This window comes from Acinetobacter soli, assembly GCF_018139125.1.
Classification (GTDB): Bacteria; Pseudomonadota; Gammaproteobacteria; order Pseudomonadales; family Moraxellaceae; genus Acinetobacter; species Acinetobacter soli.
Genome location: NZ_CP073241.1, coordinates 1,208,444 through 1,235,409 on the forward strand (window position 1 = coordinate 1,208,444; position 26,966 = coordinate 1,235,409).

Here is a 26,966-nt window from a genome sequence, read left to right on the forward strand (position 1 = left end):
AAAGTTCTTTATTCTATTTTAAGTTTTAAAGTTAACGATAACATCTCATTCATGATATATGGAGAAATTGATGAGCTTAATTAATACTGAAGTTAAACCATTTAAAGCAACAGCTTACCATCAAGGTCAATTTGTTGAAGTCACTGAAGCCGATCTTAAAGGCAAATGGTCTGTTGTATTCTTCTATCCTGCAGACTTTACTTTTGTTTGCCCAACAGAATTAGAAGATTTGGCTGACAACTACGAAGCATTCAAAAACCTTGGTGTTGAAATTTATGGTGTTTCTACTGACACGCATTTCACACACAAAGCTTGGCACGACACTTCAGAAGCAATCAAAAAAATCCAATACCCATTAGTAGGCGATCCAACTTGGACGCTTTCTAAAAACTTTGACGTGTTAATCGAATCTGCTGGTCTTGCTGACCGCGGTACATTCGTGATCGACCCAGAAGGTAAAATCCAAATCGTTGAAATCAACGCAGGTGGTATCGGTCGTGACGCTCAAGAACTTCTTCGTAAAGTAAAAGCAGCGCAATACGTTCACGCTCACCCAGGTGAAGTATGCCCAGCTAAATGGAAAGAAGGCGAAGCAACACTTGCTCCTTCTATCGACCTTGTTGGTAAAATCTAATTTACCCACAGAAAAGGCCGCCCATTTGGGCGGTTTTTTTATTTAAAATATTTAAAAAAAACCATTAAAAAAGCCCGCTTAACGGGCTTTTCAGCAACATGTAATATCAGCGTTACGGCGCTAATATTCTGATGTTTAACGCAGTCGTATTCAGGCTTGCATATCTGTGTTCACCTGACTAAGTTATCCTTGAAATCAGGAAGAATATGTTGGCCTTGAATTAACATTAGCACTGAAATACAAAACGGTCAATATTTAATCAGTTTAATGTCCTTTTTTAGTACCAATCAATCATATTAAATTTCAATTACTTAGTATTTAATCGTTTTGAAAATAACATTCCATCGCAATTTTTAACAATTGAGTAAAATAAAAAAGGCTTTGTTTGATCACAAAGCCTTGAGTGCCTAGATATAACTTAGTGTCCTAATTGATGAATCAACGTGAGATGCTTACGCACGCCCTGATCAATCACATGCGGCATGATCGAATTCATCATGACAAAACCACGCTCAGGCCAACCAATGTAGATGGTTTGTTTGTCTTGCAAAATGGATTGCACGATTACTTTAGCCACCAGTTCTGGACTGTCTGCCTTGCTTCCCATCGCCTTCATCAAATCCATAGCTGCCTGACTGTTCATGGTGGTCTGGGTCGCGCGTGGCGCCACATAAAGTACCTGAATATTGCTATCTGCAAGCTCTCGTCTGAGCGCTTCCGAGAAGCCTCTTAAGGCAAATTTAGTGGCACAATAAGTGGTGTATCCTGCAAAACCCAATGAGCCATAGATGGAACCAACATTGACAATCTTGGCCTGACCACCTGCATTTAATTTTGAAATCAAACTTGCTGTTAAGCTCATGGGCGCAGTGACATTTAAATGCACCAATTTCTGAATTTGCTCAGGTGTTTGATGATCTAAAGTAGCAAAGCAATTTACTCCCGCGGCATTGATCAGCAGATTTAAGCCATCAATTTGCTGAGCAGTCTGAATGACCTTGTTTAGATCTTCAAAATTGAGTAAATCTGCACGCAGAACTTTGATTTGCCCCGTATATTTTTGCTGCAAAGACGATAAAGCCTGTGTATTTCTCGCAATCGCCAAAACTTTAGCGCCTTCTTTACAAAGTGCATCACAGAGGGCAAGTCCGATTCCCCCACTTGCACCGGTTAGTACCACATGTGCATTCGATAATTGCATCCCTGTCACTCCTCTTTTATGCAGCGAATCGCAGACCGAGCGCTGGAACTTGCTCGTACATCTGGGTATATAACGAGAACACGACTTTTGAACAATGAATAATGTCTTGTTGATCTTTTTCGTCGGTCACACTGTTCATGAGTTTTTCAAAATTTTGCATGTGCGAAATATCTAAACTACCGTGCGACTTTAAGTAGCTAAATGCTTTATTCGGTAAGTTTAGATGTTGCTGAATTTTCTCTGCTGCTTCGGTGGCCACTGACACACTAGTGCCTTCAAGCACATTAACCATACCAAACAGCGCAATAGGGTTGACGCGTCTAACCTGATCAAATAAAAATGCCACCATCAATTCGATTGGCTGGCACGGGCGGCTATTTTTGACAATCTCTGGATCTACACCGCAAGCTTTGAGGTCATTTAAAATCCACTGCTCGTGCCCTGCTTCTTCTTCAATATATTCGCAAATGGCAGGTTGCAACCAAGACAGACGCTCTGGAAGTTGTGCGCCTGCGGCCATCATGAGGGGTACTGTAAAGCGCACATGATGATAGGCCTGGCTTAAAAATGCACAGTACTGTTCAAGTGACAAACGGCTATTTAAAGCATCTTCAATCAGGGAGGTTGAAAAAAGTTTCTGTCTTTCCTGAGCGGTTGCATTTTGAAGTTGTTGAAAAAATTGCATAGTAGATTCCTTTAAGCAGAAAAAACATGTTGAAAACGACGTGCGATTTCATCGCGACGCAATCGGCCATTTGCAGTGGCAAGTTGATTGTTGGGGCTAAAGGGTTCTGTAAGCCGAACCCAGTGTTTGACCTGAGCGTAATCAGGCAACTGATGATTGGCATGTTGAATAATCTGATCGATCTGTTCGTTGGTAATGGCTGTATTCACCGGCCATAGCAGCGCGTAGTTTTCTGGTAAAGCTTCACCATAAACAAAAGCTTGCCCCACGACGCCCGTCTGGCTTAAAAGTGCTTCGACCCATTCAGGATTAACATTACGACCGAAACTGGTAATAAACTGATGTTTTTTACGACCACGAATGTATAAAAAGCCATCTTGGTCAAGATGTCCTAAATCACCTGTCGGCCAGTATGGGTCTGGCATTTGTGGATGGTTCAGATAGCCAAGGCAGCGGTTATTGGCCACTAAAATTTCGCCGTCTTCAGCAATTTTGACCTGTACATGCGGTAAGGGTTTACCCACGCTCCCTGCACGATTCGCTTCTGGTGTATTTAACGCCACGACTGAAGCACACTCTGAAAGTCCGTAGCCTTGATAGACAGGTAATTGAAGTTTATTGGCTTTCTTGAGCAATTCTGGATTGACATGCCCACCGCCAACTGCAATAAACCGAAAGCATTCAGCGCGAATGAGTTTGGTGGAAACGGCTTCGACCAGCAAAGCAAGAAACTGAGGAACTAAAATCAGACTCTGTGGATGTGAACTTTGAATAAATTTTGCGAAAGTTTGTATATCAACACTACTTGCGCCGCGCAATCCTAGTTCGGCTGCTTTGGCCAACTGGATGCTGCCGCCACGCATTAAAATGGCATAGCAGCCGATATTTTCAAGTAACACCGCTAGCGGCATTAGGGCTAAATGTGTTTCAGGCTGAGATGAAGCAATCGCCTGGCAGAGTGATTGCGCGACTGTTAGAATTTGTTCACTTCCTAAACACACAGCTTTGGGTTGACCCGTAGTGCCCGACGTAAAGGTTAATTTTTGAGTTGTTTCTGGTAAAGCAATGTGTAGAGGTGCTTTTAAACGCCAGTACCCCTGCTGTTTTTCATAGCTCGTATGACCCTCTAAAATAAAATCAGACTGAGTAATAATTAAATCGGCTTGAGAAATTTCAAGACAATATTGCAGTTGTGAATGGGTAAAAAATGGAGGCAATAATATGGTAGGAATATCAGCAAAAAGTAAAGCTAAATCCCAGAGTAATAAATCGACTGAGTTTTCTAAAAACAAAGCCACCATACGAGTTGACAGCTGTGTCAATTGTGTTTGTCTGGCTTGAATTTCCGACCAAAGCATTTCATAGGTGATCTGTTGATCCTGATCACGAAGTGCAACCACATTTGGAGCACTCAAGCTCAATTGCTGCAATCTGGATTTAAACTCGGTTAGTTTAGGCAACATGATCGATATCCTCACGAAGTGCTTCCAAACCCATTGCATTAAAGATGTTGAGCTGATTTAAATTAAACGCACATTGCATAACATCTGCTGCAAATACATGCGGATGATGGCTGTAATAACTTCCCCAATGCTCATAACCATCTTCTAGTCGCTCGGGGTCGGCATCTCTTAAATCAAGCAAAGATAGACCCAACTTTTTGAAGCTGTTAATGAGATGGTGATGCCCTGTAAAACTCACCCATTTAAAATGATTCTGTGCCAGTATCCATGTGAGAAAGCCGATAATTAAACGCGAACTACCATGATGGATACCCGACAAATTCCCAACTTCAATTACCTGCTCACGCGTAAACACACGACCAGTTTTGTCATTGATCATTTGATCGATTGGTTTATCTAAGTATTGCTCCAGAAAGAGTGTGTGAGTCGCAGCTAATCGAATTCCTACGACAGCTTGACAGTGCATATTGCAATCAAACACTGCCAAAAAGACTGGCATGAACTGATAAATTTCAGCTGCATAAATGGCACGAAAACGATCTTGTACAAACAGTTCACACTGTGATCTGAGTGGATGAGCTTCGTCCACACAAAACATATTGAGTTGTGCTTTTTTATCTTTCACTTCAATTGGAAAGTGTTCTTTAAATACTAGGCTCATTTGAATATTCCAAATATTCGATAAACTCAGTATCAAAATGAAAAATGAAGAGATTCTTAGGAAAACTTAAAAAATACTCAGTGTGATTATATTTTTTTGTAATTAAGCTATTTTTAAGATAAACAAAATTTCATAAAAATTAAGCACTTAAATAAAATATGATTTTAAACCCTTGTTAACGATTCATCATAATTTAACTAAAAATCATTATAAAATGAGAACGCATACCATTTAAAATTATCATCGTGATATTTTAGTTATGATCATATTAAACTAATTTTAATTGAATATTCAAAAATAATAATCAGACCGTATCAATTAGACGTATAATTTCAAAAATTTCTTTGGGGAACGTTATGTCATCTATTTATTTGGCAGGCTCTGGCCAAACTGTTGCTAATGTAAGTGTAGACTATCCGCGACCTGACCGTTTAGTCAGTGGCAATCCGAAGCGCCTAACCTATGATCTTTATCAACATCCCGCAATGAACTGTGGTATCTGGGAATGTGAAGTTGGGTCATGGAATATTCAGTTCAGTCCGCATAAACAAGAATTTTTTAGCGTCATTCAAGGAAAAGTACGTATTCATGATGCTCAATCAGAGCAATTTATCGAGGTTGCTGCCGGTGAAGCGGGCATTATTCCCCCAAACTTTCAGGGTCGTTTTGAAGTGGTAGAACAAGTCAAAAAGTATTTCGTGATTGTGGATGTAAGTTAAAGATTTTTATTGAGTATTCATAATGAACTCCCTCTTATATGGGGGAGATGAATACAACTTTTACATCTCAAACATTCATTTAGAATGAATATTTTTGATTTAAATACATGTTGTATAACATCACTAGAAAAACCCAAAATGTAATGGTTAATATTACAGCAATGAAAGTTTTAAAAATCATCCCATATTGTTTTTTAGAATGGAAAAAAGTACTTTTGTGAGATCTTTTTATAGCTAAGGATCCTTTAATCATTAAAAATGAAAAAAATAAAAAAGGTAATATGATAAGCCCTAAGGAAAAGTAATATTCTGGAGGAAATTTTAAGTTAACAGCATCAAAACATTTTTGTTTTTCAATTTTTTCCTCAAGAGTAAGCTCAGATTGTTTTATTCCAAGATTGAATTCTTGATTAGATAAGTATTTATTCTCACAATAATCGATAAACTTTTCTTTTTGATTACGGCTATCAGCGCTTTTAGTACCAGATGAATGAGTTAGGTTAAGATATACTCTAGTTGTCATTGTATAAGCGGTTTAAAACGTCTGTGAAATTGAAATGATAGCAAATTTAAAGACCCCAGATCATTTACTTTTTGATTAAGAGCTTCATTCATCCTCTTCTTGGTGCAATCTTGGTGCAATTTATTGTTTATTTCTGCAATTTTGTTGTCATTTTAATCAAAATCACAAACGCCAGACAATAAAAAAAGGGCTTACAAGTCATTGAAATTGCTTGTAAACCCTTGTTTTATCTTGGTAGGCATATCCAGACTCGAACTGGAGACCTCTACGATGTCAACGTAGCGCTCTAACCAACTGAGCTATACGCCTAAGTGGTTGCAATAATATTCAGTTTCCCTTACGAACACAAGCTTTTTCTAACGACTTTAATTCAGATGCACACAGTTTAAGCAATTCTTTGAATTTTATATAATCTTTGTCTGAAAACTCACCTGAAAACTGAATTTTTTCATGTACAGCAATCACATCATCAAAAGGTTTTGTATGTTTTACATGCATCGAAAGTCGCTGAAACCATGATTTGAAGGTTTCACTTTTATTTTTTTGCAGTGATTTATGAATCTTATGGCTAAAGCCATTAATCAAGCGCTCAAGCCTTGAGGGTTTAGGTCGATAAAAATAACCATGGCCCCACACAAAAATGATGACAACCACAGCAATCAAACTCAACATCATCAACATAGCTTTGGTACTGGAAAAAATCCCCAAACTTGCCAAAAAATTCTGCTGACGATTTACATCATAGCCCACTACTTTACTTTGCCATTGATAGTCAAAATAATCGCGCCAGATAATGAGTGTTTTTAAAAAATTAAAATTGTGTCTTGCCCATCCACTTTGCGCCTGATTACCCCAGACATTTTGGTTGCCCTCAAGATAGCGTTGCATACCTTCATCGATTCGAGCTGGTGCAATCACGGCAGTTGGGTCGATGCGTTGCCATGTATCATTTAAATAAACTTCGGTCCATGCATGAGCGTCAAGCTGGCGAACTTCCCAACTTTTTGCATCGGGTGCGAGCTGTCCGCCTTGATAGCCCACCACTATTCTTGCCGGTATGCCTGCATAGCGCATCAACAGTACAAAACTTGATGCATAATGCTCACAAAATCCTTCTTTGCGCTCAAAAAGAAACTGATCCATTCGATTACCACTCAGTACGCCAGGCGATAGGGTGTAAACAAAACCTTGTGTTTGATACCAGTGTAGTACGCGCTCAATATAAAGACTTGGACTCGAATTACTTTGCTGCCAGAGCTGTTGTGCAAGTGCAAAAGTCTGCGGTGCAAGCTGTTGGGGTGCATCTAGTGCTTGTCTTAACTGTATCGCTCGTGCAGTAGTATTGGTCTGTGTTTGCATCCAATACAATTCGATGGGTACAGTGCCTGATGGTCTTCGAATTTGTTTAATACTGCCATCAGCATACTGCTGATAATTTGGATCGTGCACGCCTGATTGATCTAATCCCATGATCCAAGACTGATTCGGCAGGGCCGATAAATATTGATAGCGAACTACCTGATGAGGGAATATTTCGTTACGTATTGGAAGCTGGTTAACCGCATGGCTCGTCCAGACAGTACCATCATACTGATCAAGCACCATCGCACGCCAATAGCGCTGCTGCTGTATGGGCAATTGCGTAAGATCACCCATAATACGAAAAGCCAAGGCGGTCGATTGAGACAATTCTGCAATGTCACCCGGCGACATCTGGTCACTCATTCCAGTCATGCCCTGATGCGAGGTAAGCGGAACATGCCAAAGTGGTGGAAAGCGGGGAAAAAATATAAATAAAATCAGGAAAAACGGAGTTGCAATCAAAATGGTTCGTATTGTTAAAATCACATCATACTTGATAGATGATCGTGTAGAGTTCGTCTCTATAAAACCATGAATTTGAATACGATATAATCCAATTAAACAAAATATCAGCCCAACCAAAACGCCAATAAGCATCAAGGCTGACTGACTATGTAGAAATAAACTGGCACAGACAAAGAGACCAAAATTAAATACAACCAATAAATCTCGGGTACTTTTGCTTTCGATACATTTGGCATATAAGCAAGTCGTGAGTAATGCTACGCCCGCCTCGACACCCAAAAAGGTTTTAAAAGATAAATAAATCAGACCAAGCGCCGTACACACCAGTGCAACCAAAAATAATTTAGAAATAGGCTTTAGCGCAGCATAAAAATATCGCCACACGATTACCAGCAACATAATGAGCCAAATCAAAGACACCGACGCCGGCATATAAGCAAATTGAGCCACAAGCACCATGATCGTGAGTGGTAGTACAGCAAAATAAAGTTGCTTATCCATATCAGGCCTGCGCCAGTAATTTTCGGGCCTGAATCGAGTGATTAGCTCCCATGGATGGCTTTAAATGAGTTTGAGGTAAAATCAGTGAAAAAGAGCGATCAGCTTGCTCGCTCATTTCAATCAAATGCATCATCCAGCTTAGTTTTTGTTCATGTTCGTGACCAGAGAGCGCGCTGTAATCAATCACCAGCTGATTGTGCTCAATGTGTGGTTCAAATTGTTTGGTTAGCCATCCCTGCCCACGTGCAAGATGCTTCCATGAAACATGCTGTAGCGTATCTCCTTCTCGATAAGCTTGCAGTTCACGAAAGTCATCCAAATCATGTTGCTGCTTAAGCTGCACATACTTGTCTTCCATCTCGATGCTGATACTTGCGGGTGCAATCCATATTTTTTGTGTCACCTGTAAATACGTCCAAGCTTGTACAATTCCAAACGGATAACTCGACATAATTTTTATCCGAGGCAATTCAAACGCACCTCGTGTGGTGGGTGTAAACTCCAATGCGATATTGCCACTCATTTCGTTGAGTAATATACGTTGCTGAGATTCAGGCAAATAAATCATTAAGTATCTGATCGCGTGATTTGACTGTTTAAACTGAAGCTGGATTTGCAATACATGATTGACCTGTCCAACTTCAGGACAAAAAATTTCTAGTTTGAGTTGATGGAGTTGTTTAAAGCTAAGATACACACTCATGCACAGCAATGACGTTATTAAAAAGCAAAATCCCAAAATCAGATTATTGGCATAATTAATCCCGGCAATAAATGTAATGACAGTTAACAACAGAAACAAAATGCCTTGTGGATGCAAAAAAATCAAAATATCACGTTGCTTCAAAATGGTGCTTTGTTCCATCCGAAAACGTTTGTTTAACCATCGTTGCCAGAGTGTCCGCATCATCCAAACTCCTAATCATTGACCTCCACCTGGTCCAAAAGTAGGTGAGCATCCTGCTCGGTCATTTTCATACGGTGTGCAGCCACCGCTGGAAACACTGTTTGTATATCGTCTGTAATGACATATTCACGACCTTCCACAAATGCCAATGCCTGAGCAGCCATTTTAATTGCGAGTAAAGCGCGTGTTGAAAGACCATGTGATTGCAAGCGACTGTAAGAAGCCAAATCCAATATATAATTTAATACGACATCACTTAAATACACCTGCTGCACACACTGTTGCATCAACACAATATCGCCATGAGTCAATACAGGTGTAATTTGCTCAAGAAGTGTCTGTCTTGAGGCATCGAGTAAGAGGCTTTTTTCTGCCGCACGTGATGGATATCCCAAGCTCAGTCGCATGAGGAAACGATCGAGCTGCGATTCAGGAAGTGCATAAGTGCCGCTCTGAAAAATTGGATTTTGTGTAGCAATCACCCAAAATGGCTCGGGGAGTTTATATGTCACACTATCTAAGGTTACTACGCCCTCTTCCATCGCTTGCAACAGCGCACTTTGCGTTTTAGGGCTACAACGATTGATTTCATCGGCCAGTAAAATCTGGGTAAAAATAGGGCCATGCTTAAACTCAAAATTAGATTCTTTTTGATTAAACATATTCATGCCAATCACATCACTGGCCAGCATATCGTTGGTAAATTGAATCCGATTAAAGTGCAACCCCGCAAGCTTAGCCAAAGCACTGGCCAAAGTTGTTTTACCTAATCCCGGTAAATCTTCAAATAGCACATGCCCATTGGCCAGCAAACAGACCAAGGACAGCTTGGTTTGAACCGGTTTATCTAAAATGATCTGATTAATCTGATTTAAAAAAAGCTGAATGCTTGGCGTGTAATGTTCAATATGATGTTGAAGAGATGAATGTTCTTTGAAATATGTCGATGATTCTAATTGTTGTTTTTTCCACATTGAAATGGCTCATAAAAAAACGGCATATGCTCAAACATACACCGTTTTTTATTTTTTCTAAAGCAATTACATAACGATTAGCACGGACATTTCTTCAAATTTCCACCTTTCGATGGATAGCGAGAGTCGACACAATAGCGATGAAAAGTTTTTTCATCCATCGGGGTCAAATCCGCGTGGTGCTTCTTCATATGATCCAAATAAGTCTGATAATCAGGCACCCCTACCATCAAGCGAAAACTTTGCTGTAAGCGCTTAAATAAATTTGCAATTCTCGACCAATTTTTAGGTGAGAGAAGCAGATCTTTTTGCGACATAATGGTCATTTTGATGATTTTCACAATCATCGCCTTACCATTTTTTCCAATTCTTAGTTCCATCGCTATTTTCCTTGTGTGACGGTAGACGCATCTGCATCCTCATACACAGCAGGTGCTTCATTGACCGTAGGGACTTTGCTTGCAAGCGCACGACGAATCACGCCAATCGACGCAATCACCATGACGATTGCAACCACCATAAAGAAACCACATAGCACTGCATTGATTTGGTTTGAAATCACTACAGCTTGCATTTCTGCCATTGTTTTTGCTGGTTTTAATAGCTCACCACGAGCAATTGCATCTGAAAAACGGTTGGCCTGTGCCAAAAAGCCAATTTTTGGATTTTCGTGGAAAATCTTTTGCCAGCCAGCCGTCATACAGGTAATAAGTAAGAAAATTGTTGGAACAATCGTGACCCAAACATACTTTTCTTTTTTCATCTTAAACAAGATGACTGTACCTAAAATCAGTGCCATTGCAGCAAGCATTTGGTTACCTACACCAAACAGCGGCCACAACGAGTTAATCCCACCAAGCGGATCAACTACGCCTTGATAAACGAAGAAGCCCCATCCACCCACAGCAACAGCAGTACCGATAATATTCCCCACGAAGGAGCCTGATTTTTTGATTGCGGGAATCACAATACCAACCGTGTCCTGAACCATAAAACGGCATGCACGGGTACCGGCATCAACTGCGGTTAAAATAAATAAAGCTTCAAACAAGATCGCAAAGTGATACCAGAAGGCCATCATCGAGCGATTGTTGAAAATTTCAGAGATGATGTGCGCCATACCAATGGCAAAGGTTGGTGCTCCACCCGTACGCGATAAAATGGTCGACTCACCTACTTCTTGAGCCAGCAAGGTTAATGCTTCTGGGGTAACCACAAAACCAAGGTTACGCACCGCTTCTGCTGCGGTTTCGACCGTGGTCCCTAAAACGGCTGCCGGTGCATTAATGGCAAAGTACACTCCCGGATCTAGTACTGTTGCACAGATCATGGCCATGATGGCCACAAATGATTCCATTAACATACCGCCATAACCAATCATACGAATATTGACTTCGTTATCGACCAGTTTTGGTGTGGTGCCACTTGAAACCAAGGCGTGGAAACCTGAAATCGCACCACAGGCAATGGTAATAAACAAAAACGGGAATAAACTACCAGAAAATACTGGACCCGTCCCATCAATAAAATGTGTGACCGCTGGCATTTTGAGCTCAGGTAATGCCACCATAATGCCGATTGCCAGACCAGCAATCACACCAATTTTTAAGAAAGTCGATAAATAATCACGTGGCGCAAGCAGTAACCAAACCGGTAATACCGAAGCAATAAAGCCATAAACTATTAGGCACCAAGTGAGTTGTGTACCTGTCAGGGTGAAAAATGGCCCCCAATATGGATCGGCTGCAATATGTCCACCATACACAATGGCCAGCATCATCAGTACAAAGCCGATGATCGAGACTTCTGCGATTTTACCCGGACGTAAATAGCGCATATACACACCCATAAAGAGTGCGATTGGAATGGTTGCGGCAATACTAAATACGCCCCATGGACTGTGTGCCAATGCTTTGACCACCACCAGTGCCAGAACCGCTAGAATGATAATCATGACGCCCAGTGCACCCAGCATCACAACCACACCCGCAAAAGAACCGAGCTCTTGTTTGGCCATTTCACCCAGCGAGCGTCCGTCTCGGCGCGTCGAGATAAACAAGACCATAAAGTCTTGTACTGCACCAGCCACCACAACACCGACCAAAAGCCAGATAGTGCCTGGCAAATAACCCATCTGCGCAGCAAGAATAGGACCAACCAAAGGCCCTGCACCTGCAATTGCAGCAAAGTGATGCCCAAACAATACATATTTATTGGTTGGGACATAATCTAAGCCATCGGTTAAACGATGTGCAGGGGTTAACCGTCGTGAATTTAATTCAAATACTTTGGTAGCAATGAATAAACTGTAAAAACGATACGCAATGCTGTAAACACAGATGGCCGCGAGCACGAGCCAAACGGCGTTGACATGCTCACCTCGACTGATGGCAAGGATCCCAAATGAAACTGCGCCAATAATGGCAACCAAACTCCAACCAAGTTTTGCGCTGAGGGTAGATTTCCTTTGTATATTATCCATTTATAACCTCATTGTTTGAAACACGAAATGCCCTTTAAAACGTATTTTTGTGAAACTTAAGCTCGTGACTTTACTCCTTATTTTGTTATTTTAATGTACTACTTTGGCATAAAAAAAGGGTGATAATCTATCACCCTTTCATCATAATCTATTCAATCAAGATTATGCACGCTCTAAATATTCACCTGTACGGGTGTCTACACGAACGCTTTCTTCTTGCTGAACAAATAAAGGTACGCGTACTACAGCACCTGTTTCAAGTTTCGCAGGCTTACCGCCACCGCCAGAGGTATCGCCACGAACACCCGGATCGGTTTCAACAATTTTTAATACCACAAAGTTTGGCGCACTAACGTTTAATGGAACACCATTAAACAGCATGATGGTGCACTTCTCGTTCGAGTCGTCTTTTAACCATTTCGCTGCATCGCCCATTGCAGTTTTGTCTGCTGCAATTTGTTCAAACGTAACAGGGTCCATGAAATTCCATAGCTCGCCGTCGTTGTAAAGATAGTCCATCTCAACTTCAACAATATCAGCAGCTTCTAATGAATCACCAGACTTGAATGTTTTTTCTAAAACTTTACCTGTTTTAAGGTTACGAAGTTTTACACGGTTGAACGCTTGACCTTTACCAGGTTTTACATATTCATTTTCCATGATTGAACATGGGTTACCGTCAAGCATGACTTTAAGGCCTTGCTTGAATTCATTTGTAGAATAACTGGCCATGACTGGCACACTCCAAACTTACTAACTTAAATGTATTAATGCTAGACTAGCATTATTTTTTCCGTGTCGCATGATAAACTATTTATATCAAGAGCAAAACTGGCAATCGCAACTCAGTGATCTAATCACCGATCCTTTTGAGTTACTTGATCAGTTAGAGATCTGTTCAGATGCATTATTGTCTGGGGCAATTTTAGCATCCAAAAGCTTCAAATTACGGGTTCCTCGTGCTTTTGTAGGTAAAATGCGTAAAGGTGATCCACTCGATCCTTTGCTGCTGCAAGTATTGCCGCATCATCTTGAACTTGAAGAACATCCTGAATTTGTGACTGATCCACTGGGTGAAGAAGCAGCCAACCAGCTCCCCGGCGTTTTACATAAATATCAATCTCGTTTTTTACTCACCCTGACCGGTGCCTGTGCTGTTCACTGCCGTTATTGCTTTCGTCGGCATTTTCCTTATCAGGAAAACTTACCTAAACAGGATGACTGGCCCCAAATTAAAACCTATATCGAGCAAAATCCACACATCAATGAAGTAATTTTAAGTGGTGGAGATCCGCTCACTCTCAGTAACCGTAAACTTAAACTTTGGATCGAACGCCTAGAATCGCTGCAGCAAGTGAAAATTTTACGTATTCACTCGCGTGTTCCCGTGGTGATCCCGCAGCGTCTTGATACTGAATTGCTTGAAATTTTAAAAAGTACGCGCTTACGCATTATTATGGTCATTCATGCCAACCATGCCGCCGAACTTGATGATCAAACCTGTGCATATTTAGAGAAATTAAGCCAACATGGGATTACCGCCTTGAATCAGGCAGTATTGCTTAAAGGCGTAAATGATGATGCACAAACTTTGATTGAACTCAGTCAGCGCTTGTTCGATGCACGCGTGATGCCGTATTATCTGCATGTACTTGATAAAGTAAAAGGTGCTCAGCATTTTGATCTGAGCGGATCGAAAATCGATGAGATTTATCATGACATTTTGGCGGGCCTACCGGGTTATCTTGTTCCAAAACTGGTTCGAGAGATTGCTGGCGAAAAAAACAAAACACCGTTATTTGGCAAGCTGACTTTTTAATTAACACATATTACAGCCAATATGAATAAAGTTTTTACCGACATTCTTCAACGTCCCATCATTTTCAATCGAAATGAACTGAGCTTTGCTGCCGCAGAGCCAGACGCCGTGGCATGTTGGGTTAGTTCGCTTTCACTTTTACCGCTCGGTGATGCTGCCAAAGCATTATTTGAAGCACTGATTGAAATCAACGAACTTGAATGTTCAGAGACGCTTCGATTTGATTTTTTACAGATTTTATCACCGCAATTCAATCATGTACTGCAACATCTAGAAAGCCACTTTTTTAATCAAGGTCTGATTCATAGCGATCGAAACGATCATATTATTGAACTTGCTTTTCGCTTAAGAACCTGCCTGGCGAATGGTTATATCATTATCGCCAAGCAAAGTTCAGCACAATTGGCACAGCAAAAGTTTTCACTTTTTGCCCTGAATAAAAAGAAAAATCTTAAGGCAGCCAAAACATTATCGATTTACTATGCCATGCATGAGTTAACTCAACTAGTGTATCAGCAGCAAATGATGTACAGCAAACCTGCCACAGGCCAATGGTTATGCATTCACTGGTTATTTGATCTGGCACAGAAAGGCAAAGTAGAGCTCGAAAACATCAACCAGCTGCAAGGTCTTAATCGACCTCTTAAAAATATTTTACGTTCCTATCATCAAGTCATTTTGCTGCATATTCTCAATACCAATCAGATTCGTCAGTCTGAAATTCAGTCTTTATACGAATGTAGTTTTGAATGGGCAAAGCTGATTCAACTCGAATATAAAGAATCTCAAAGCTCGAAGTATGTTATTGATAAAACCAAAGATCTGCCGCCAGCCTATAATCGAAAGCAATATCCGGCAATTTTTCCAAATTTATTTATTTCAACACAACCCTTGCTCGAACATATCACTGCAACACTTCATAAGAGTGATGATTATCTCTCTACAATAGAAAAACAGTTTTTAACGCCTGCGCTTAAGTTTCATGTACAAAATATTTTAGGAAGTATTGGCGAGCGTCGTCATGAGCGTTTTGAATCATCAGGCCAATTACATATTTGCTTTGGTCTTCATACTGCTCATTTTTACTTGTCAAAAAGCAAAAACTTTATCGACACCCTTGAGCACGACATCGTACTAAACGAAACTACAGATCACTTCTCCATTGAAAATATTGATAAAACAGTGTTTTCACTACCATCACGCTTATCGCGTGAAGCAAAAAAAATCTATATGACTGATATCCTCGATATGAGTGTAAGTGGTTACCGTATCAAATGGCCTGAGGAAATCCCTGCTCATTTAAAAACTGGCGAGTTGATTCTGGTTAAAGAGAACATCCATGGCAAATGGCGTGGCGGTGTGATTCGCTGGATCAAACAAGCCTCAGAAAAAAATCTTGAAATGGGGCTCGAAATTTTAACCAAAGACGTTTTGCCGTGTGCGGTACGTCTAGAAAATCAAGATCAATCACATTATCTGCCCGCTCTACTGGTTCAAAGTCAGCATTTAGATCATGCAAAACTCACCTTAATCATCGCCAACTATTCTGTTTTTCAGCAACAAAATACTCTAAAACTTCAAATAGGCACCGAGGAATTTGTACTTTATTTACTCAAAGCTCAATTAATTACGCAAAGTTTTATTCAGTTTGAGTTTGATTTACCCGATGAAGCACAAAAAAATACGCTAAAAAACGTTATGATACGTCACAGCAGAGTGAACTAACGATACGTTAAGGACAAAATTGAAGTGAGAAACGCGTTGCTTAATAAAAATTCAAAACACTCCGACCTCCGCATTCTCTTCATAGACGATAATCAGCTTCGCTATAATCAATTTATTGATCTTTTGGCAGCCAAGGATTACAGCGCTCAAGCGATTTTGCTCGATGATCTGATCAGTTTTGAAAAATATCTTAAGCAGCGCTGGGATCTGGTCATTTTTGCAAATGCTTATGATCTTGATCTGGCGCAGACCATTGCAATAGTGCAGCAACAGGCAGAGCCGAGCTTACCGATTCTATTTCTGACTACCGGCACCCTTACTACTATCGAGCAAACGCACTTGATACAGCAAGGCCTGTATGATTTGATCGATCTTTCTCAGCCTGAGCAGTTTTATGTGGTGCTGTCACGTGCTTTAAATTACAGTGCCTTGCTTCAAAACGAACATCGTTTAAGCAATGAGTTAAATGCAGCTCACCTTCGAACTCAGTCATTGGTCCGTCAAAGTCGTAAAGCCGTCGCATTGATTGAAGAAGGCATTCATATTCAAGCCAATGCCGAATATTTGGCACTCTTTAAGATCGCACACCAAGATGATGTAATTGGCTTGCCTTTACTGGATATACTGCAACCTGAAAATGTAGCTGCATTTAAACAGTTTTTTAAACGGATTAGCGTGCAACATCCCGAACGAAACCGCATCGTTATTCAATCTCAGCATCCCGAACTGATTAATAACGACCCTTTACGTTTGAATTTTTTGCCACATGGCGATGATACCGTTCAACTGAGCATCGATTGTGAGCAGTTCGATACACCATTAATTGATTTTGAATTTGAAGCACTTGAGCCACAAAAAATTGATGATGTTGATCTGCCAGATCTTGCGGAAAACAGTCCATTTGATACCGTTGAGTGGCTCAATCAACAGCTTAAACGCGCGCCAGCCAAACTGAACAGTATTGTCATTTTTGCACCACTCTATCACTTTGAAGCGATTTATTCACATGAATGGCGTGCAATACCAGCTTACTTTAATGAGATCGAAACAGTCATTGAACGTTTTTTAGAAGCCGTTGCATTTCAAAAACTCGATCACGGCGCATATCTCGCCATTTTTCAGGCGGTTTCAATTGAAGCCTTACGCACAGAACTCATGCAGCTAGAAACTAAAATTAGCAAGACGTTCCCTTATGTTAGCCAAAGTTTGAATCTAGAAACCTCACTTAAAACAGGATACTGCCTTATACCAAGCCAAGTTGAACATACAGAGAGTCTTGAAAACTATATCAACAAAGCCTTGCATCAGGCATTACCTCACAAGGAAACCACTCAAGCTTCTCCAAAAAGCACACCACACGTTCAGCTACAACGGCATGTTGTCACAGCACCTGCTGAATTGAATACAAGTTTTGCACAGCAGATCAAAAATCAACTCGAGCAAAATACACTCGAGCTTCGTTATCAACAGCTCTACGACAAACAAGACCAGACATTATATATTTATGAAGTCAGCTATGGTCATTTAAACAATAATCAATGGGATAGCCTGCTCGATCATGTAGAGCTTCAAGATGCACCTGAATTGATGCTCCAGCTGGATCGTTACGTACTTGAACAGTCAGTCAAGCAACTCAAACAATTTATTCAGCAGTATCCATCTGCCAAACTGATCATTAATTTAAGTGAATTTTTCTTGACTTTACCGCAACTTTCTACACTCATGCAACAGCTACTCTCTATATTAGGAAGTAAAGAACAGCATCCAATTGTGATTCAACTGCCTTTTTCAGCACTAAATAAAATTACGCCTCAAGCACAGCAGCAACTTTCAATACTGCACCAGTGCGGTGTATTCATTTCGATTCGTAATTATATGCCAGATCCGCAACTCAGTTCCATTTTGCAAAAGAGTAATGTGCGTTATTTGCGTCTGAATGCGAAGTTTAATCAGGACTTATCTGTTGAACAATCAGCACTGGATTTACAGGCTAAAATCGAACATGCCCAGCTTCCGGCGGTCATTGAACTCATTATGCCCGAGCTTAATGATGTCAATGTATTTGCAAATGCGTGGAATATTAGCGCGCGTTATCTGCAAGGCAACTACTTTCAAGTTAAACTTGATCGTCTGGTCGATGTTCAAGATCAACACTGAGTCGTATAACAGACATAAAAAAACGGGCATAAGGCCCGTTTTTTTGTTTTTCAGTATTAACGTTTGATAGAACGTGACATACCAGAGAAACGTTGTTTGAACTTGTCGATACGACCGCCTGTATCTACGTTCTTTTGCTTACCAGTGTAAAATGGGTGGCAAGCTGAACATACGTCAAGGTAAAGAGTGTCTTTAGCAAGTGCAGAACGAGTTTCAATAACGTTACCGCATGAACAAGTAGCAACTAATTTTTCGTATTTTGGGTGAATATCGGCGCGCATGGTCGATGACTCCTAATTGAAGAAAGGCTTAAGCTGTCATCGCAATCAACCACTCTCAATATAAAAACTGAGGAAAAAGGCTAAATCATTAGCAGGTTAACACGACAACAGACCATTCTTTTGGCCCACCGAGGCTTATAAGCCAGAGCTAAGCACAACAAGTGGGTAAGATTATACGCCTTTTAAAGCAAAATTGCGAATCTTTATTCTGATCGCACCAGCGTTTCTTCATCAGATTGCTGCTTGGCCAAATAATTCGCGATAATTCCACAGGTCATGAGCTGAATTTGATGGAAAATCATAATCGGCAATACAATCATACCTAGCGGCTGACCAATGAATAAGATCTGCGCCATAGGTACACCACTGGCCAAAGTTTTTTTGGAGCCACAGAAAAAAATAGAAATTTGGTCTTCGCGGTTAAAGCCAAGCAATCGAGAAATATAAAATGCACTCAGCATAATGATGGTGAGTAGCACTGAGCATGAAATAATCAATGCAATCAGTGTTCCAATTCCAACCTGATGCCACAAACCGGCAATCACTGCACTACTAAATGCACTGTAAACCACCATTAAAATAGTGCCCTGATCAAATGCTTTTACAATACTTGGCACTTTTGCCATGAGTGGGAAAACATAAGGTCGAAGAAGCTGCCCTAAAATAAATGGCACCAACAACAAAAGTGCAATTTGAATAATTGAAGATGTTGGATCGTAATCATGCTTTGAATGACCAAAAATAAATAGACTGACCATTACAGGTGTAATGAACATTCCGATTAGATTTGAAAACGATGCACTGCATACTGCGGCTGCAACATTGCCTTTAGCTACTGAAGTGAAGGCAATTGATGATTGGACGGTAGAGGGCAAAAAGCACATAAACAAGAAGCCCCAATACAGCTCTTGTCCTAAAATAGGTACCAAAACAGGCTTGGCCAATAAGCCGAGTGCAGGAAAAAATACAAAGGTAAAAATAAACACTAAACCATGTAGCCGCCAATGCATGATGCCTTGAACAATCGCTTCACGAGATAGTTTGGCGCCATGTAAAAAGAATAAAATGGCAATCGCAATATTGGTTACGACGCTAAATATATCTGCAGCATGCCCGTAAATTGGTACAAAAGAGGCCAACAATACCATCGTAAAGAGTAATAAAGTGAAGCGATCTAAAGCCAACAGCTTAAGCATGGAACAATATCCTTATGTATATGTAAGAAGACCAGTAACACTGTGTTTACTAAAAGGTAAACGCTATGTTACTGGTCTGACAGCATAAATCCAGTTTTTTGAAGAAATGCGCGTTATTTAGTTAAACTATTTCACTCAAGCGTTAATTATTACGCGCATTATTATCTTGCTGGATCAATTCGATTTTATAACCATCTGGATCTTCAACAAATGCAATTACGGTCACGCCGCCCTTCATTGGACCTGCTTCACGTACCACCTTGCCGCCACGTTGCTTGATTTCTTCACATGCCTTATAGGCATCTTCAACACCAATGGCGATGTGACCATACGCATTTCCTAAATCATAGCTAGAGGTATCCCAGTTATGTGTCAGCTCTAAAACAGTATGATCATCTTCACTGCCATAGCCAACAAATGCCAAAGTGAAACGGCCTTCTTCGTAATCACGTTTGCGCAGTAAGGTCATGCCTAAAACTTCGGTATAAAACTGGAGAGAATTCTCTAAATTGCCTACTCGCAACATTGTATGAAGCATTCGCATTGTTAATCACCTGTGCCTTTCGTTTGAATTTGCTTGAGTTCATGCGCCTTGAGCAACTTGGCAACCCAAACCACCAAAACAAGAATTGGAATTCCAATTAAGGTCGTCATTAAGAAAAATTGAGGATAGCCAATGTGCGTTACGATGGTGCCTGAGTACCCACCCAGAAGTTTTGGTGTGAGCGTCATCAGTGAACTAAAGATAGCATATTGTACCGCTGTAAAGGACACACTCGTCAAGCTTGATAAAAATGCAATAAATGCAGCACCGGCTAAACCAGAAGCCAAGTTATCGACCACAATCGCAAAATATAACCAGAGCGAGCTATATGGCTTGATGACTTTCCCTTTAAGCTCAATATTGCTTTGATCATTCGGATTGATCAATGCAACTGGTTCAACACTGATATCGAGTTCATTTTTAGCCCCTACTCCCTGTGCAACATGATAAGCCAGCGAAGTATTCACTAATGTACGCGATCCATCTGTCACTGTGGCCTGGAGCTGTTTCGTGCTGGAGCCAGTTAACATTTTAGTCTCAACAACAGCACTAAAAGCACCTGTTTTATCAAGCTTGGCTGGATATGGCTTGCCATCAAGCTGCAGCACAATTTTTTGTGCGTCTGTTAGTGCTGGCCCAAAATACTGCCCTTTAACCACAATACTGTTTTGTGGCTCGTTTAGTGAGATGATATTTCGTCCCATGACAGGCAATAACATCAAATGCGCCTGATTGATATCACCCACAATATAGGGTTGAACCACCGCAACTTTACTTTGCTGTGCGGCATCGGCATAACCGGTAGATACCTGAAACTGGGTTGTATTTTTTAGCACTTCGGTAGGCACCTTGACCGTCCAGTACCCCACTTCATCGGTATCCGCCAGATATTGCTGACCACCAACATTCACCTGAACCTGTCCAAGCGGCTGCCCCGACTTAACCAAGCCAATAAAAATCAAGTTGGTTGAGCTTGCTAATACTGCACCTATAAACATCAATTTCATGATATTCATACGTTGTGCCAGTAAGCCTCCCAAGAAACCACCCACCAAACTAAAAATAACACCATAAATTTTAACTGCTTCTGCAATCTGTTCTTTGGTGAAATTGAGATCTTGATAAAAAACGTTGGAAATTACACCCGCGATGATATCGGAAATACGATAAAAACCAATCAGTAACAGAAGGACCAAAGCCAGCTTGGTGCCATAACGCTGAAAAAAATCGAGGACTGGATTAATCCATGTCTCTTTGGCCATCTGCTTGTTGACGACACCTGCACGAACCAGAAGTGTGCCTACAGCCAGTGCTACGGCAGCCGCGGTAATAAAGCGTAGCGCCTCAATTAAAAATAATAAAATATTGTCTTGAATCGATAGCCAACTCACTAATTGTTCAGCCAAATGACCAGTAAACAAATAGCTCAAAACAAAGCAAATTACAGCAACAAAAAAGACCAGCACCAAACGGAAATAATCGCGGCGCTGGTAGCTTTTATAGACACGATCAACCTTTGGTTCTCGAATGATTAAGGTGGTTAAAATCCCCACCAGCATCACTGCTGCCATAGTTAAATACGTATATTTCCAAGCTTCATATATATAGTTCCCTTTGGCAGTTCCCAAATAGGCAGCTAAAAACAAAGCACCCGCACCCGCCACAATCATCCCGATTCGATAACCTGCGTTATAGGTTGCAGCAAGAACCGTTTGCATCTGGGTTTCGGCCAGTTCAATACGGTAAGCATCAATTACGATATCTTGCGTAGCAGCTGAAAAACCAAGCAACACTGCACCAACCGCCATTTGAATGAGATAACTCTGGCCGAGCGCCGGATCTGAAAAAGCCATAATCGAAATAGCAACAATGATCAGAATTTGCGCAATTAACAGCCATGCGCGGCGTCGACCGAGTGTTTTGGTCAAGACGGGTACTGGAAGTTCATCGATTAGTGGCGCCCACACAAACTTAAATGAATATCCCAAAGCCGCCCAACTAAAAAAAGTGACCGCGCTCTTATCAATTCCAGCCTCGCCCAACCATAACGACAAGCTTGAAAAAATCAGCAGAATGGGAATCCCCGCCGAAAATCCGAGAAACAGCATAATCAGAGCACGGCGGTCAAGAAATGCAGCAAACGCAGCTTTCCATCCTGTAGTTTGTGTAGTCATTCGCTTATTATTTTCCGAAATTTTCATCTAGGCGCCTATTCAATCGCTTTATTGGCACGGTTTCAATATTGTTTATGCAAAGCGCCCTACTTTTGACGATTAAATCAGCATCAACGCTTGATCTTTTAGACTAAACCTGTATACCTTTAAATCTCAACTCTGTTTATTTTTTGGATTTCACCTGTGACCCAAAGACTCGATCAAATGGCTTCAACTCTTTCTTCAACCACAACAACAGCGAATACCTCAAAAACCAATAACGTTCCGTCTGCATTCGAGCAAAATGAGATTCAGAGTACTTTAGAGAAAACGGCACTTAAAGCAGCACAGCTTACTCATATTCCAAAGCTCGAAGATATTCCGTCTTCGACTCGACGCATCAAGCCGCTCAATAACTTTCTAGGGCAAGATCGCGCCAGAGCATCAGTCGAGGCAGGCATTTCGCTGCCTTACTCAGGCTACAATATCTTTGCCGTTGGTACGGCGGGTTTGGGCAAACGCACCATGATCAAGCGTTTGCTGCAACAGCACGCAAAAAGTATGCCTACGCCAGACGACTGGGTGTATGTCAATAACTTTAAAAACGCCAGACAACCGCTTGCGCTGCGCTTTCCTGCCGGTACGGGACCAAAATTCCAAAGCGCATTGCATCACGCTTGGCAAACCATTTTAAAACAGCTAGAGCGTCGTTTTACCGCAGAAACCTACCACAATCGAATTGAACAAATTCGTCAGGAAACTGGTAAAGAGCAGCAAGATGCACTTGTCGAACTCACCAAAGAAGGTGAGGAACTTGATCTAAAACTGATCTCGCGCAATGAAGAGCATTGCTTTGTGCCTGTTCAGTATAAAGACGATCAAGTACATGAAATGACACAAAATGATATCGAGGCATTGTCGAGTAAAGAACGTGCTGAAATTGCCTCCAATATTCGTTATATGGACAAAAAGCTTGAGCGTTTAGGGTTACACCTCGGCTCACTCGAAGATGATGCACGTGATCGTGTGTCGGTGCTGAATCGTGATATCGCCAAACAAGTGGTGATACCGCGTATGGAACAAATCCTGAACAAGCATAAAACAGTTCAAGGCTTGGATGAGTTTTTAAAGCATTACGCCGACGATATTATTCAAAATGTCGAAATGATTTTGGAACAGGAGGAAGATGATTTCTCGCCTGCGTTATTTAATCGCGTTCCATCTCGTTATCAAGCCAATACCATTGTGACCAACAAGCCAAACAGTGGTGCACCGGTTATTTTTGATGATTTCCCAACACATTATAATCTGCTTGGTCACGTTGAGCAGCTCACACAAAATGGCACCATCACCACAGACTTTACCTTGATCCGTCCGGGATGTCTGCATCAGGCGAATGGCGGCTTTTTAATGCTTGAAGCCGAGCAATTACTTGAGCAGCCGTATGCTTGGCAGGGTTTAAAGCGCGCGCTTAAATCTGGACAGCTTAAACTTTCATCACTTGAACATATGCTGACCCTTACAGGCAGTATCTCGATTGAACCTGCCGCCGTACCACTTGATGTAAAAGTAATTTTGATGGCCGAACCTGAAATTTATTATGAAATTTTAGAGGTAGAGCCAGAGCTTGGCAGTGTATTTAAAATACGTGCAGACTTCACCGATACCTTACAGCGTAACGAAGTGAATGAACAAGCGTACATGCAGCTCATTGCAGATTACGTTCAGGCCGACAAACTCTTGCCATTTGATCGCTCTGCGCTGGCAGCCCTACTCACCGATTCAAGCCGTCAAGCCGAAGATCAGAGTTCGCTTTCTTTACATGCCTCAACCTTGGGTGATCTGATCCGTGAGGCGCATCATCATGCCTTCAAAGCGGGTGACAAAATTGTATCGGACAAGCATATCAATCTTGCATTACAACATCGTCAATATCGCTTAGGCTATTTGCGTGAACTATATTGGCAAGACCTCTCGCGCGGAACACAGCTCATTGAAACACGTGGGCATCGTCTTGGTCAGATCAATGCCTTATCGGTCATTCATTATGCCGATGTCGAATTTGGCTTACCTTCACGCCTGACAGCTTCTGTCTATCAAGGTGGCGGCGATATTCTAGATATTGAACGCAGTGTCGAACTCGGCGGCTCGCTGCATGCTAAAGGCGTGTTACTGATGTCGAGCTTTCTTAAAGCTCATTTTGGTCGCTCTCAGATTCTACACTTCTCTGCGGCCTTGGCATTTGAACAAAGCTATGGTCAGGTCGATGGAGATAGCGCAACTGTCGCAGAGCTTTCAGCACTTATTTCTGCAATTAGTCAGTTGCCAATTGATCAGTCTTGGGCGATTACGGGTTCAATGAATCAGCTCGGTCAGGTACAACCAATTGGCGGCGTTAATGCCAAAATTGAAGGCTTCTACGATGCCTGTAAATTACAAGGTTTGACTGGTAAGCAAGGTGTGATCATTCCACGTCAAAACATGCAGCATTTGATGCTTCGTCAGGATGTGATTGAGGCTGTAAATAACGGGCAGTTCCATGTACATGCGATTGAAACTATAGATCAGGCACTCGAAATTCTGATGGCCCGTCCTGTTGGTGTTTTAGATAAAAAAGGACGCTACAGCAAAGGCTCAATCTATGCAGCCGTCATGGAGCAGTTAGAATACTGGCAAGCCATTGAAGATGGTGATGAGGTCGAGGACGAACCGAAAAAGAAACGTAAAAAAAAGAAAAAAACCAAATCTGAAGATAAAAAAGCGTCTGAAGATGAACGTAATACCGCTCAAGTTGAAGAAAGTGTTGCGGTCTTCCCGTTTGCCAAACGTAAAGCGCGTCGTAAAAACACTTAAGTAAGACTTTAGATCAAATAAAAAAGGCGGATCATATGATCCGCCTTTTTTATGGTTGAGGCATCATTCAATTAAGTAGTTTGCTCATGGCGCTTAAACACCAACTCTTGCGCTGTAGAGTTTTCTTTATCGAAGAAATAGCCTTCCGAATTAAATTCTTGAAGCGCTTTCAACTCATTGATTTGATGTTCAATCATAAATCGTGCCATTAAGCCTCTGGCTTTTTTTGCATAAAAACTGATGACTTTAAATTTGCCATTCTTTTCATCCAAAAACACTGGCTTAATGATTTTGGCCTGAATCTTAGATTCTTTTACCGATTTATAATATTCATCTGAGGCCAGATTCAGCAAAATTTCACTCCCTGCATCTTTTAAATCTGTATTAATGAGGTCGGTAATTTGACTTCCCCAGAATTCGTAAAGATTGTGTCCGCGCGAATTGTGCAGTTTGGTTCCCATTTCAAGGCGATACGGCATCATCAAGTCAAGCGGTCGAAGTAGTCCGTATAAACCTGAAAGCATACGTAAGTGCGTTTGGGCAAATGCAATATCTTTTTCTTTAAGATGATACGCATCGAGCCCTGTATAAACATCACCTTTGAAAGCAAAAATCGCCTGTCTGGCATTGGCTAAATTAAACTCAGGAGACCAATCACGAAAGCGTTCTACATTCAAATTGGCTATTTTTTCACTCACACTCATCAAACTGGCGATTTCAGTCGCAGATAAACTACGACAAAAGTCGATAAGCTCTTGTGAATGGTCTAATAGTCTTGGTAATGTATGTTCATCGGTAGGAAGTGTAGATTCGTAATCTAAAGTCTTAGCAGGAGAAATGAGTGCGAGCATATACATCCTTAGGTAAATTGGTTAAATAATAGTTAATCAGACTATATCAGTAGATAAATTTTAACGCCAATCTGTGTTTTTGTTGGCGTTAATCGGTAAAATACCGCATTCTCCTGCTACTAATCGATCGTCCTATGTCCGAACAGATGTTCATTCAGGGTCCTGTGGGTCAAATTGAAGTTTTTGTAGACCGTCCACAGGGTGAAGCGAAAGGATTTGCTGTCGTTTGTCACCCCCATCCGTTGCAAGGCGGAACCCCTCAACACAAAGTTCCAGCACTCTTGGCTCAACTTCTTGTCGAGCAAGGTTGTATTGTTTACCGACCAAGTTTTCGTGGTTCAGGTGAAAGTCATGGTGAGCATGATGAAGGTCATGGCGAAACAGATGATATTCTGACTGTCATTGATCATGCACGAAAAGCCCATATCACACTTCCGTTTTATGCAGGTGGGTTTAGCTTTGGCGCACATGTAATGGCCAAAAGTTATGCCGCCCTACCGGATGAGTTAAAACCAAAACAAACCATCTTATGTGGATTGCCAACTGCAACCGTGGCAGGCGTACGTCATTATGTGACTCCACCTCTCAAAGGTGACATTCTCTTTATTCATGGCGAGCAAGATGAAGTCACTTTGCTTTCTGATATGATTGAATGGGCCAAACCGCAGCGCCACTTAATCACAGTGTTACCAGGCGCCAACCACTTCTTTACGGGTTATCTAAAACAATTACGAATCGCTATTTCGCGCTTCTTATTTGTTCAATAAAAATTATTTTACAGTTTGATCTAAATTGTAAGTATCTAAAGAT

The 26,966-nt window shown here is 41.2% G+C and carries 23 protein-coding genes and 1 tRNA gene; 7 read left to right on the forward strand and 17 right to left on the reverse strand.

All coding sequences use genetic code 11. From position 1 onward, the window contains the following. Positions 1-70: 70 nt before the first annotated feature. Positions 71-634, forward strand: coding sequence for an alkyl hydroperoxide reductase subunit C (ahpC, locus tag KCV09_RS05510; RefSeq protein ID WP_004938324.1), 564 nt, complete (start codon positions 71-73; stop codon positions 632-634). A 418-nt stretch (positions 635-1,052) separates the two neighbouring features. On the opposite strand, the gene KCV09_RS05515 is transcribed toward ahpC, so the two are convergent. From KCV09_RS05515 to KCV09_RS05530, 4 genes are read right to left on the reverse strand one after another with little or no spacing between them, the layout of a single operon-like run. Further along, a complete protein-coding gene (locus KCV09_RS05515; RefSeq protein WP_151816209.1) occupies positions 1,053-1,835 on the reverse strand; it encodes an SDR family oxidoreductase in 783 nt (260 codons plus the stop codon). Positions 1,836-1,851: 16 nt separating this feature from the next. After that, on the reverse strand, positions 1,852-2,520 hold the full coding sequence (locus tag KCV09_RS05520; protein WP_004938329.1) for a TenA family transcriptional regulator: 669 nt from the start codon (positions 2,518-2,520) through the stop codon (positions 1,852-1,854). Positions 2,521-2,531: 11 nt separating this feature from the next. Beyond that, complete coding sequence (locus KCV09_RS05525) at positions 2,532-3,983, reverse strand: AMP-binding protein (RefSeq protein WP_151816207.1); 1,452 nt, start codon at positions 3,981-3,983, stop codon at positions 2,532-2,534. Further along, on the reverse strand, positions 3,973-4,644 hold the full coding sequence (locus KCV09_RS05530; protein ID WP_149931206.1) for a thermostable hemolysin: 672 nt from the start codon (positions 4,642-4,644) through the stop codon (positions 3,973-3,975). The genes KCV09_RS05525 and KCV09_RS05530 overlap by 11 nt, the downstream gene beginning before the upstream one ends. Positions 4,645-5,000: 356 nt before the next feature. On the opposite strand from KCV09_RS05530, the gene KCV09_RS05535 reads away from it, so the two are divergent. Next, complete coding sequence (locus KCV09_RS05535) at positions 5,001-5,363, forward strand: cupin domain-containing protein (RefSeq protein WP_104124918.1); 363 nt, start codon at positions 5,001-5,003, stop codon at positions 5,361-5,363. A gap of 79 nt (positions 5,364-5,442) precedes the next feature. Here the strand turns inward: KCV09_RS05535 and KCV09_RS05540 are convergent, their stop codons facing one another. From KCV09_RS05540 to efp, 8 genes are all read right to left on the reverse strand, one after another. Next, on the reverse strand, positions 5,443-5,886 hold the full coding sequence (locus tag KCV09_RS05540) for a hypothetical protein (protein WP_151976758.1): 444 nt from the start codon (positions 5,884-5,886) through the stop codon (positions 5,443-5,445). 232 nt (positions 5,887-6,118) lie between these two features. Next, positions 6,119-6,195 (reverse strand) — tRNA-Val (locus KCV09_RS05545). Positions 6,196-6,213: 18 nt separating this feature from the next. Then, positions 6,214-8,214, reverse strand: a complete 2,001-nt coding sequence (locus KCV09_RS05550; RefSeq protein ID WP_212515663.1) for a transglutaminase family protein — start codon at positions 8,212-8,214, stop codon at positions 6,214-6,216. A gap of 1 nt (position 8,215) precedes the next feature. After that, positions 8,216-9,124 (reverse strand): DUF58 domain-containing protein, encoded by a 909-nt coding sequence (locus tag KCV09_RS05555; protein ID WP_228301572.1) that lies wholly within the window; start codon positions 9,122-9,124, stop codon positions 8,216-8,218. 8 nt (positions 9,125-9,132) lie between these two features. Further along, on the reverse strand, positions 9,133-10,095 hold the full coding sequence (locus KCV09_RS05560) for an AAA family ATPase (protein WP_151816043.1): 963 nt from the start codon (positions 10,093-10,095) through the stop codon (positions 9,133-9,135). Between the two features lie 77 nt (positions 10,096-10,172). Then, positions 10,173-10,475 carry a YbdD/YjiX family protein gene (locus KCV09_RS05565; protein WP_004938361.1) on the reverse strand — a complete coding sequence of 101 codons (303 nt, stop codon included), beginning with the start codon at positions 10,473-10,475 and terminating at the stop codon, positions 10,173-10,175. Between the two features lie 2 nt (positions 10,476-10,477). Continuing rightward, positions 10,478-12,577, reverse strand: a complete 2,100-nt coding sequence (locus KCV09_RS05570) for a carbon starvation CstA family protein (protein WP_004938363.1) — start codon at positions 12,575-12,577, stop codon at positions 10,478-10,480. Between the two features lie 162 nt (positions 12,578-12,739). After that, complete coding sequence (efp, locus tag KCV09_RS05575; protein ID WP_004938364.1) at positions 12,740-13,309, reverse strand: elongation factor P; 570 nt, start codon at positions 13,307-13,309, stop codon at positions 12,740-12,742. A gap of 70 nt (positions 13,310-13,379) precedes the next feature. Here efp and epmB point away from each other — a divergent pair, with 70 nt between their 5' ends. From epmB to KCV09_RS05590, 3 genes are read left to right on the forward strand one after another with little or no spacing between them, the layout of a single operon-like run. Further along, positions 13,380-14,396, forward strand: coding sequence for an EF-P beta-lysylation protein EpmB (gene epmB / locus KCV09_RS05580; RefSeq protein ID WP_151808978.1), 1,017 nt, complete (start codon positions 13,380-13,382; stop codon positions 14,394-14,396). A gap of 21 nt (positions 14,397-14,417) precedes the next feature. After that, positions 14,418-16,121: a GTPase gene (locus tag KCV09_RS05585; RefSeq protein ID WP_212515664.1), complete on the forward strand. Its 1,704-nt coding sequence runs from the start codon at positions 14,418-14,420 to the stop codon at positions 16,119-16,121. A gap of 24 nt (positions 16,122-16,145) precedes the next feature. Beyond that, on the forward strand, positions 16,146-18,278 hold the full coding sequence (locus tag KCV09_RS05590) for an EAL domain-containing protein (RefSeq protein WP_212515665.1): 2,133 nt from the start codon (positions 16,146-16,148) through the stop codon (positions 18,276-18,278). Positions 18,279-18,334: 56 nt separating this feature from the next. Here the strand turns inward: KCV09_RS05590 and rpmE are convergent, their stop codons facing one another. The 4 genes from rpmE to KCV09_RS05610 form a co-directional block, all read right to left on the reverse strand. Next, positions 18,335-18,559, reverse strand: coding sequence for a 50S ribosomal protein L31 (rpmE, locus tag KCV09_RS05595; protein WP_004938371.1), 225 nt, complete (start codon positions 18,557-18,559; stop codon positions 18,335-18,337). A gap of 203 nt (positions 18,560-18,762) precedes the next feature. Then, positions 18,763-19,755: a bile acid:sodium symporter family protein gene (locus tag KCV09_RS05600; protein ID WP_004947837.1), complete on the reverse strand. Its 993-nt coding sequence runs from the start codon at positions 19,753-19,755 to the stop codon at positions 18,763-18,765. Between the two features lie 142 nt (positions 19,756-19,897). Then, positions 19,898-20,299: a lactoylglutathione lyase gene (gene gloA / locus KCV09_RS05605; RefSeq protein ID WP_004947839.1), complete on the reverse strand. Its 402-nt coding sequence runs from the start codon at positions 20,297-20,299 to the stop codon at positions 19,898-19,900. Positions 20,300-20,301: 2 nt separating this feature from the next. Further along, on the reverse strand, positions 20,302-22,500 hold the full coding sequence (locus tag KCV09_RS05610) for an AmpG family muropeptide MFS transporter (protein WP_119690605.1): 2,199 nt from the start codon (positions 22,498-22,500) through the stop codon (positions 20,302-20,304). A 156-nt stretch (positions 22,501-22,656) separates the two neighbouring features. Between KCV09_RS05610 and KCV09_RS05615 the strand changes: the two genes are divergently transcribed. Then, positions 22,657-25,305, forward strand: a complete 2,649-nt coding sequence (locus KCV09_RS05615) for a Lon protease family protein (protein ID WP_048763937.1) — start codon at positions 22,657-22,659, stop codon at positions 25,303-25,305. A 71-nt stretch (positions 25,306-25,376) separates the two neighbouring features. On the opposite strand, the gene yaaA is transcribed toward KCV09_RS05615, so the two are convergent. Continuing rightward, the gene (gene yaaA, locus KCV09_RS05620) at positions 25,377-26,156 is read right to left on the reverse strand and encodes a peroxide stress protein YaaA (RefSeq protein ID WP_151815607.1); all 780 of its coding nucleotides are present in this window, start codon (positions 26,154-26,156) and stop codon (positions 25,377-25,379) included. Between the two features lie 134 nt (positions 26,157-26,290). Between yaaA and KCV09_RS05625 the strand changes: the two genes are divergently transcribed. After that, on the forward strand, positions 26,291-26,923 hold the full coding sequence (locus KCV09_RS05625) for an alpha/beta hydrolase (protein ID WP_004938386.1): 633 nt from the start codon (positions 26,291-26,293) through the stop codon (positions 26,921-26,923). Positions 26,924-26,966: the final 43 nt, after the last annotated feature.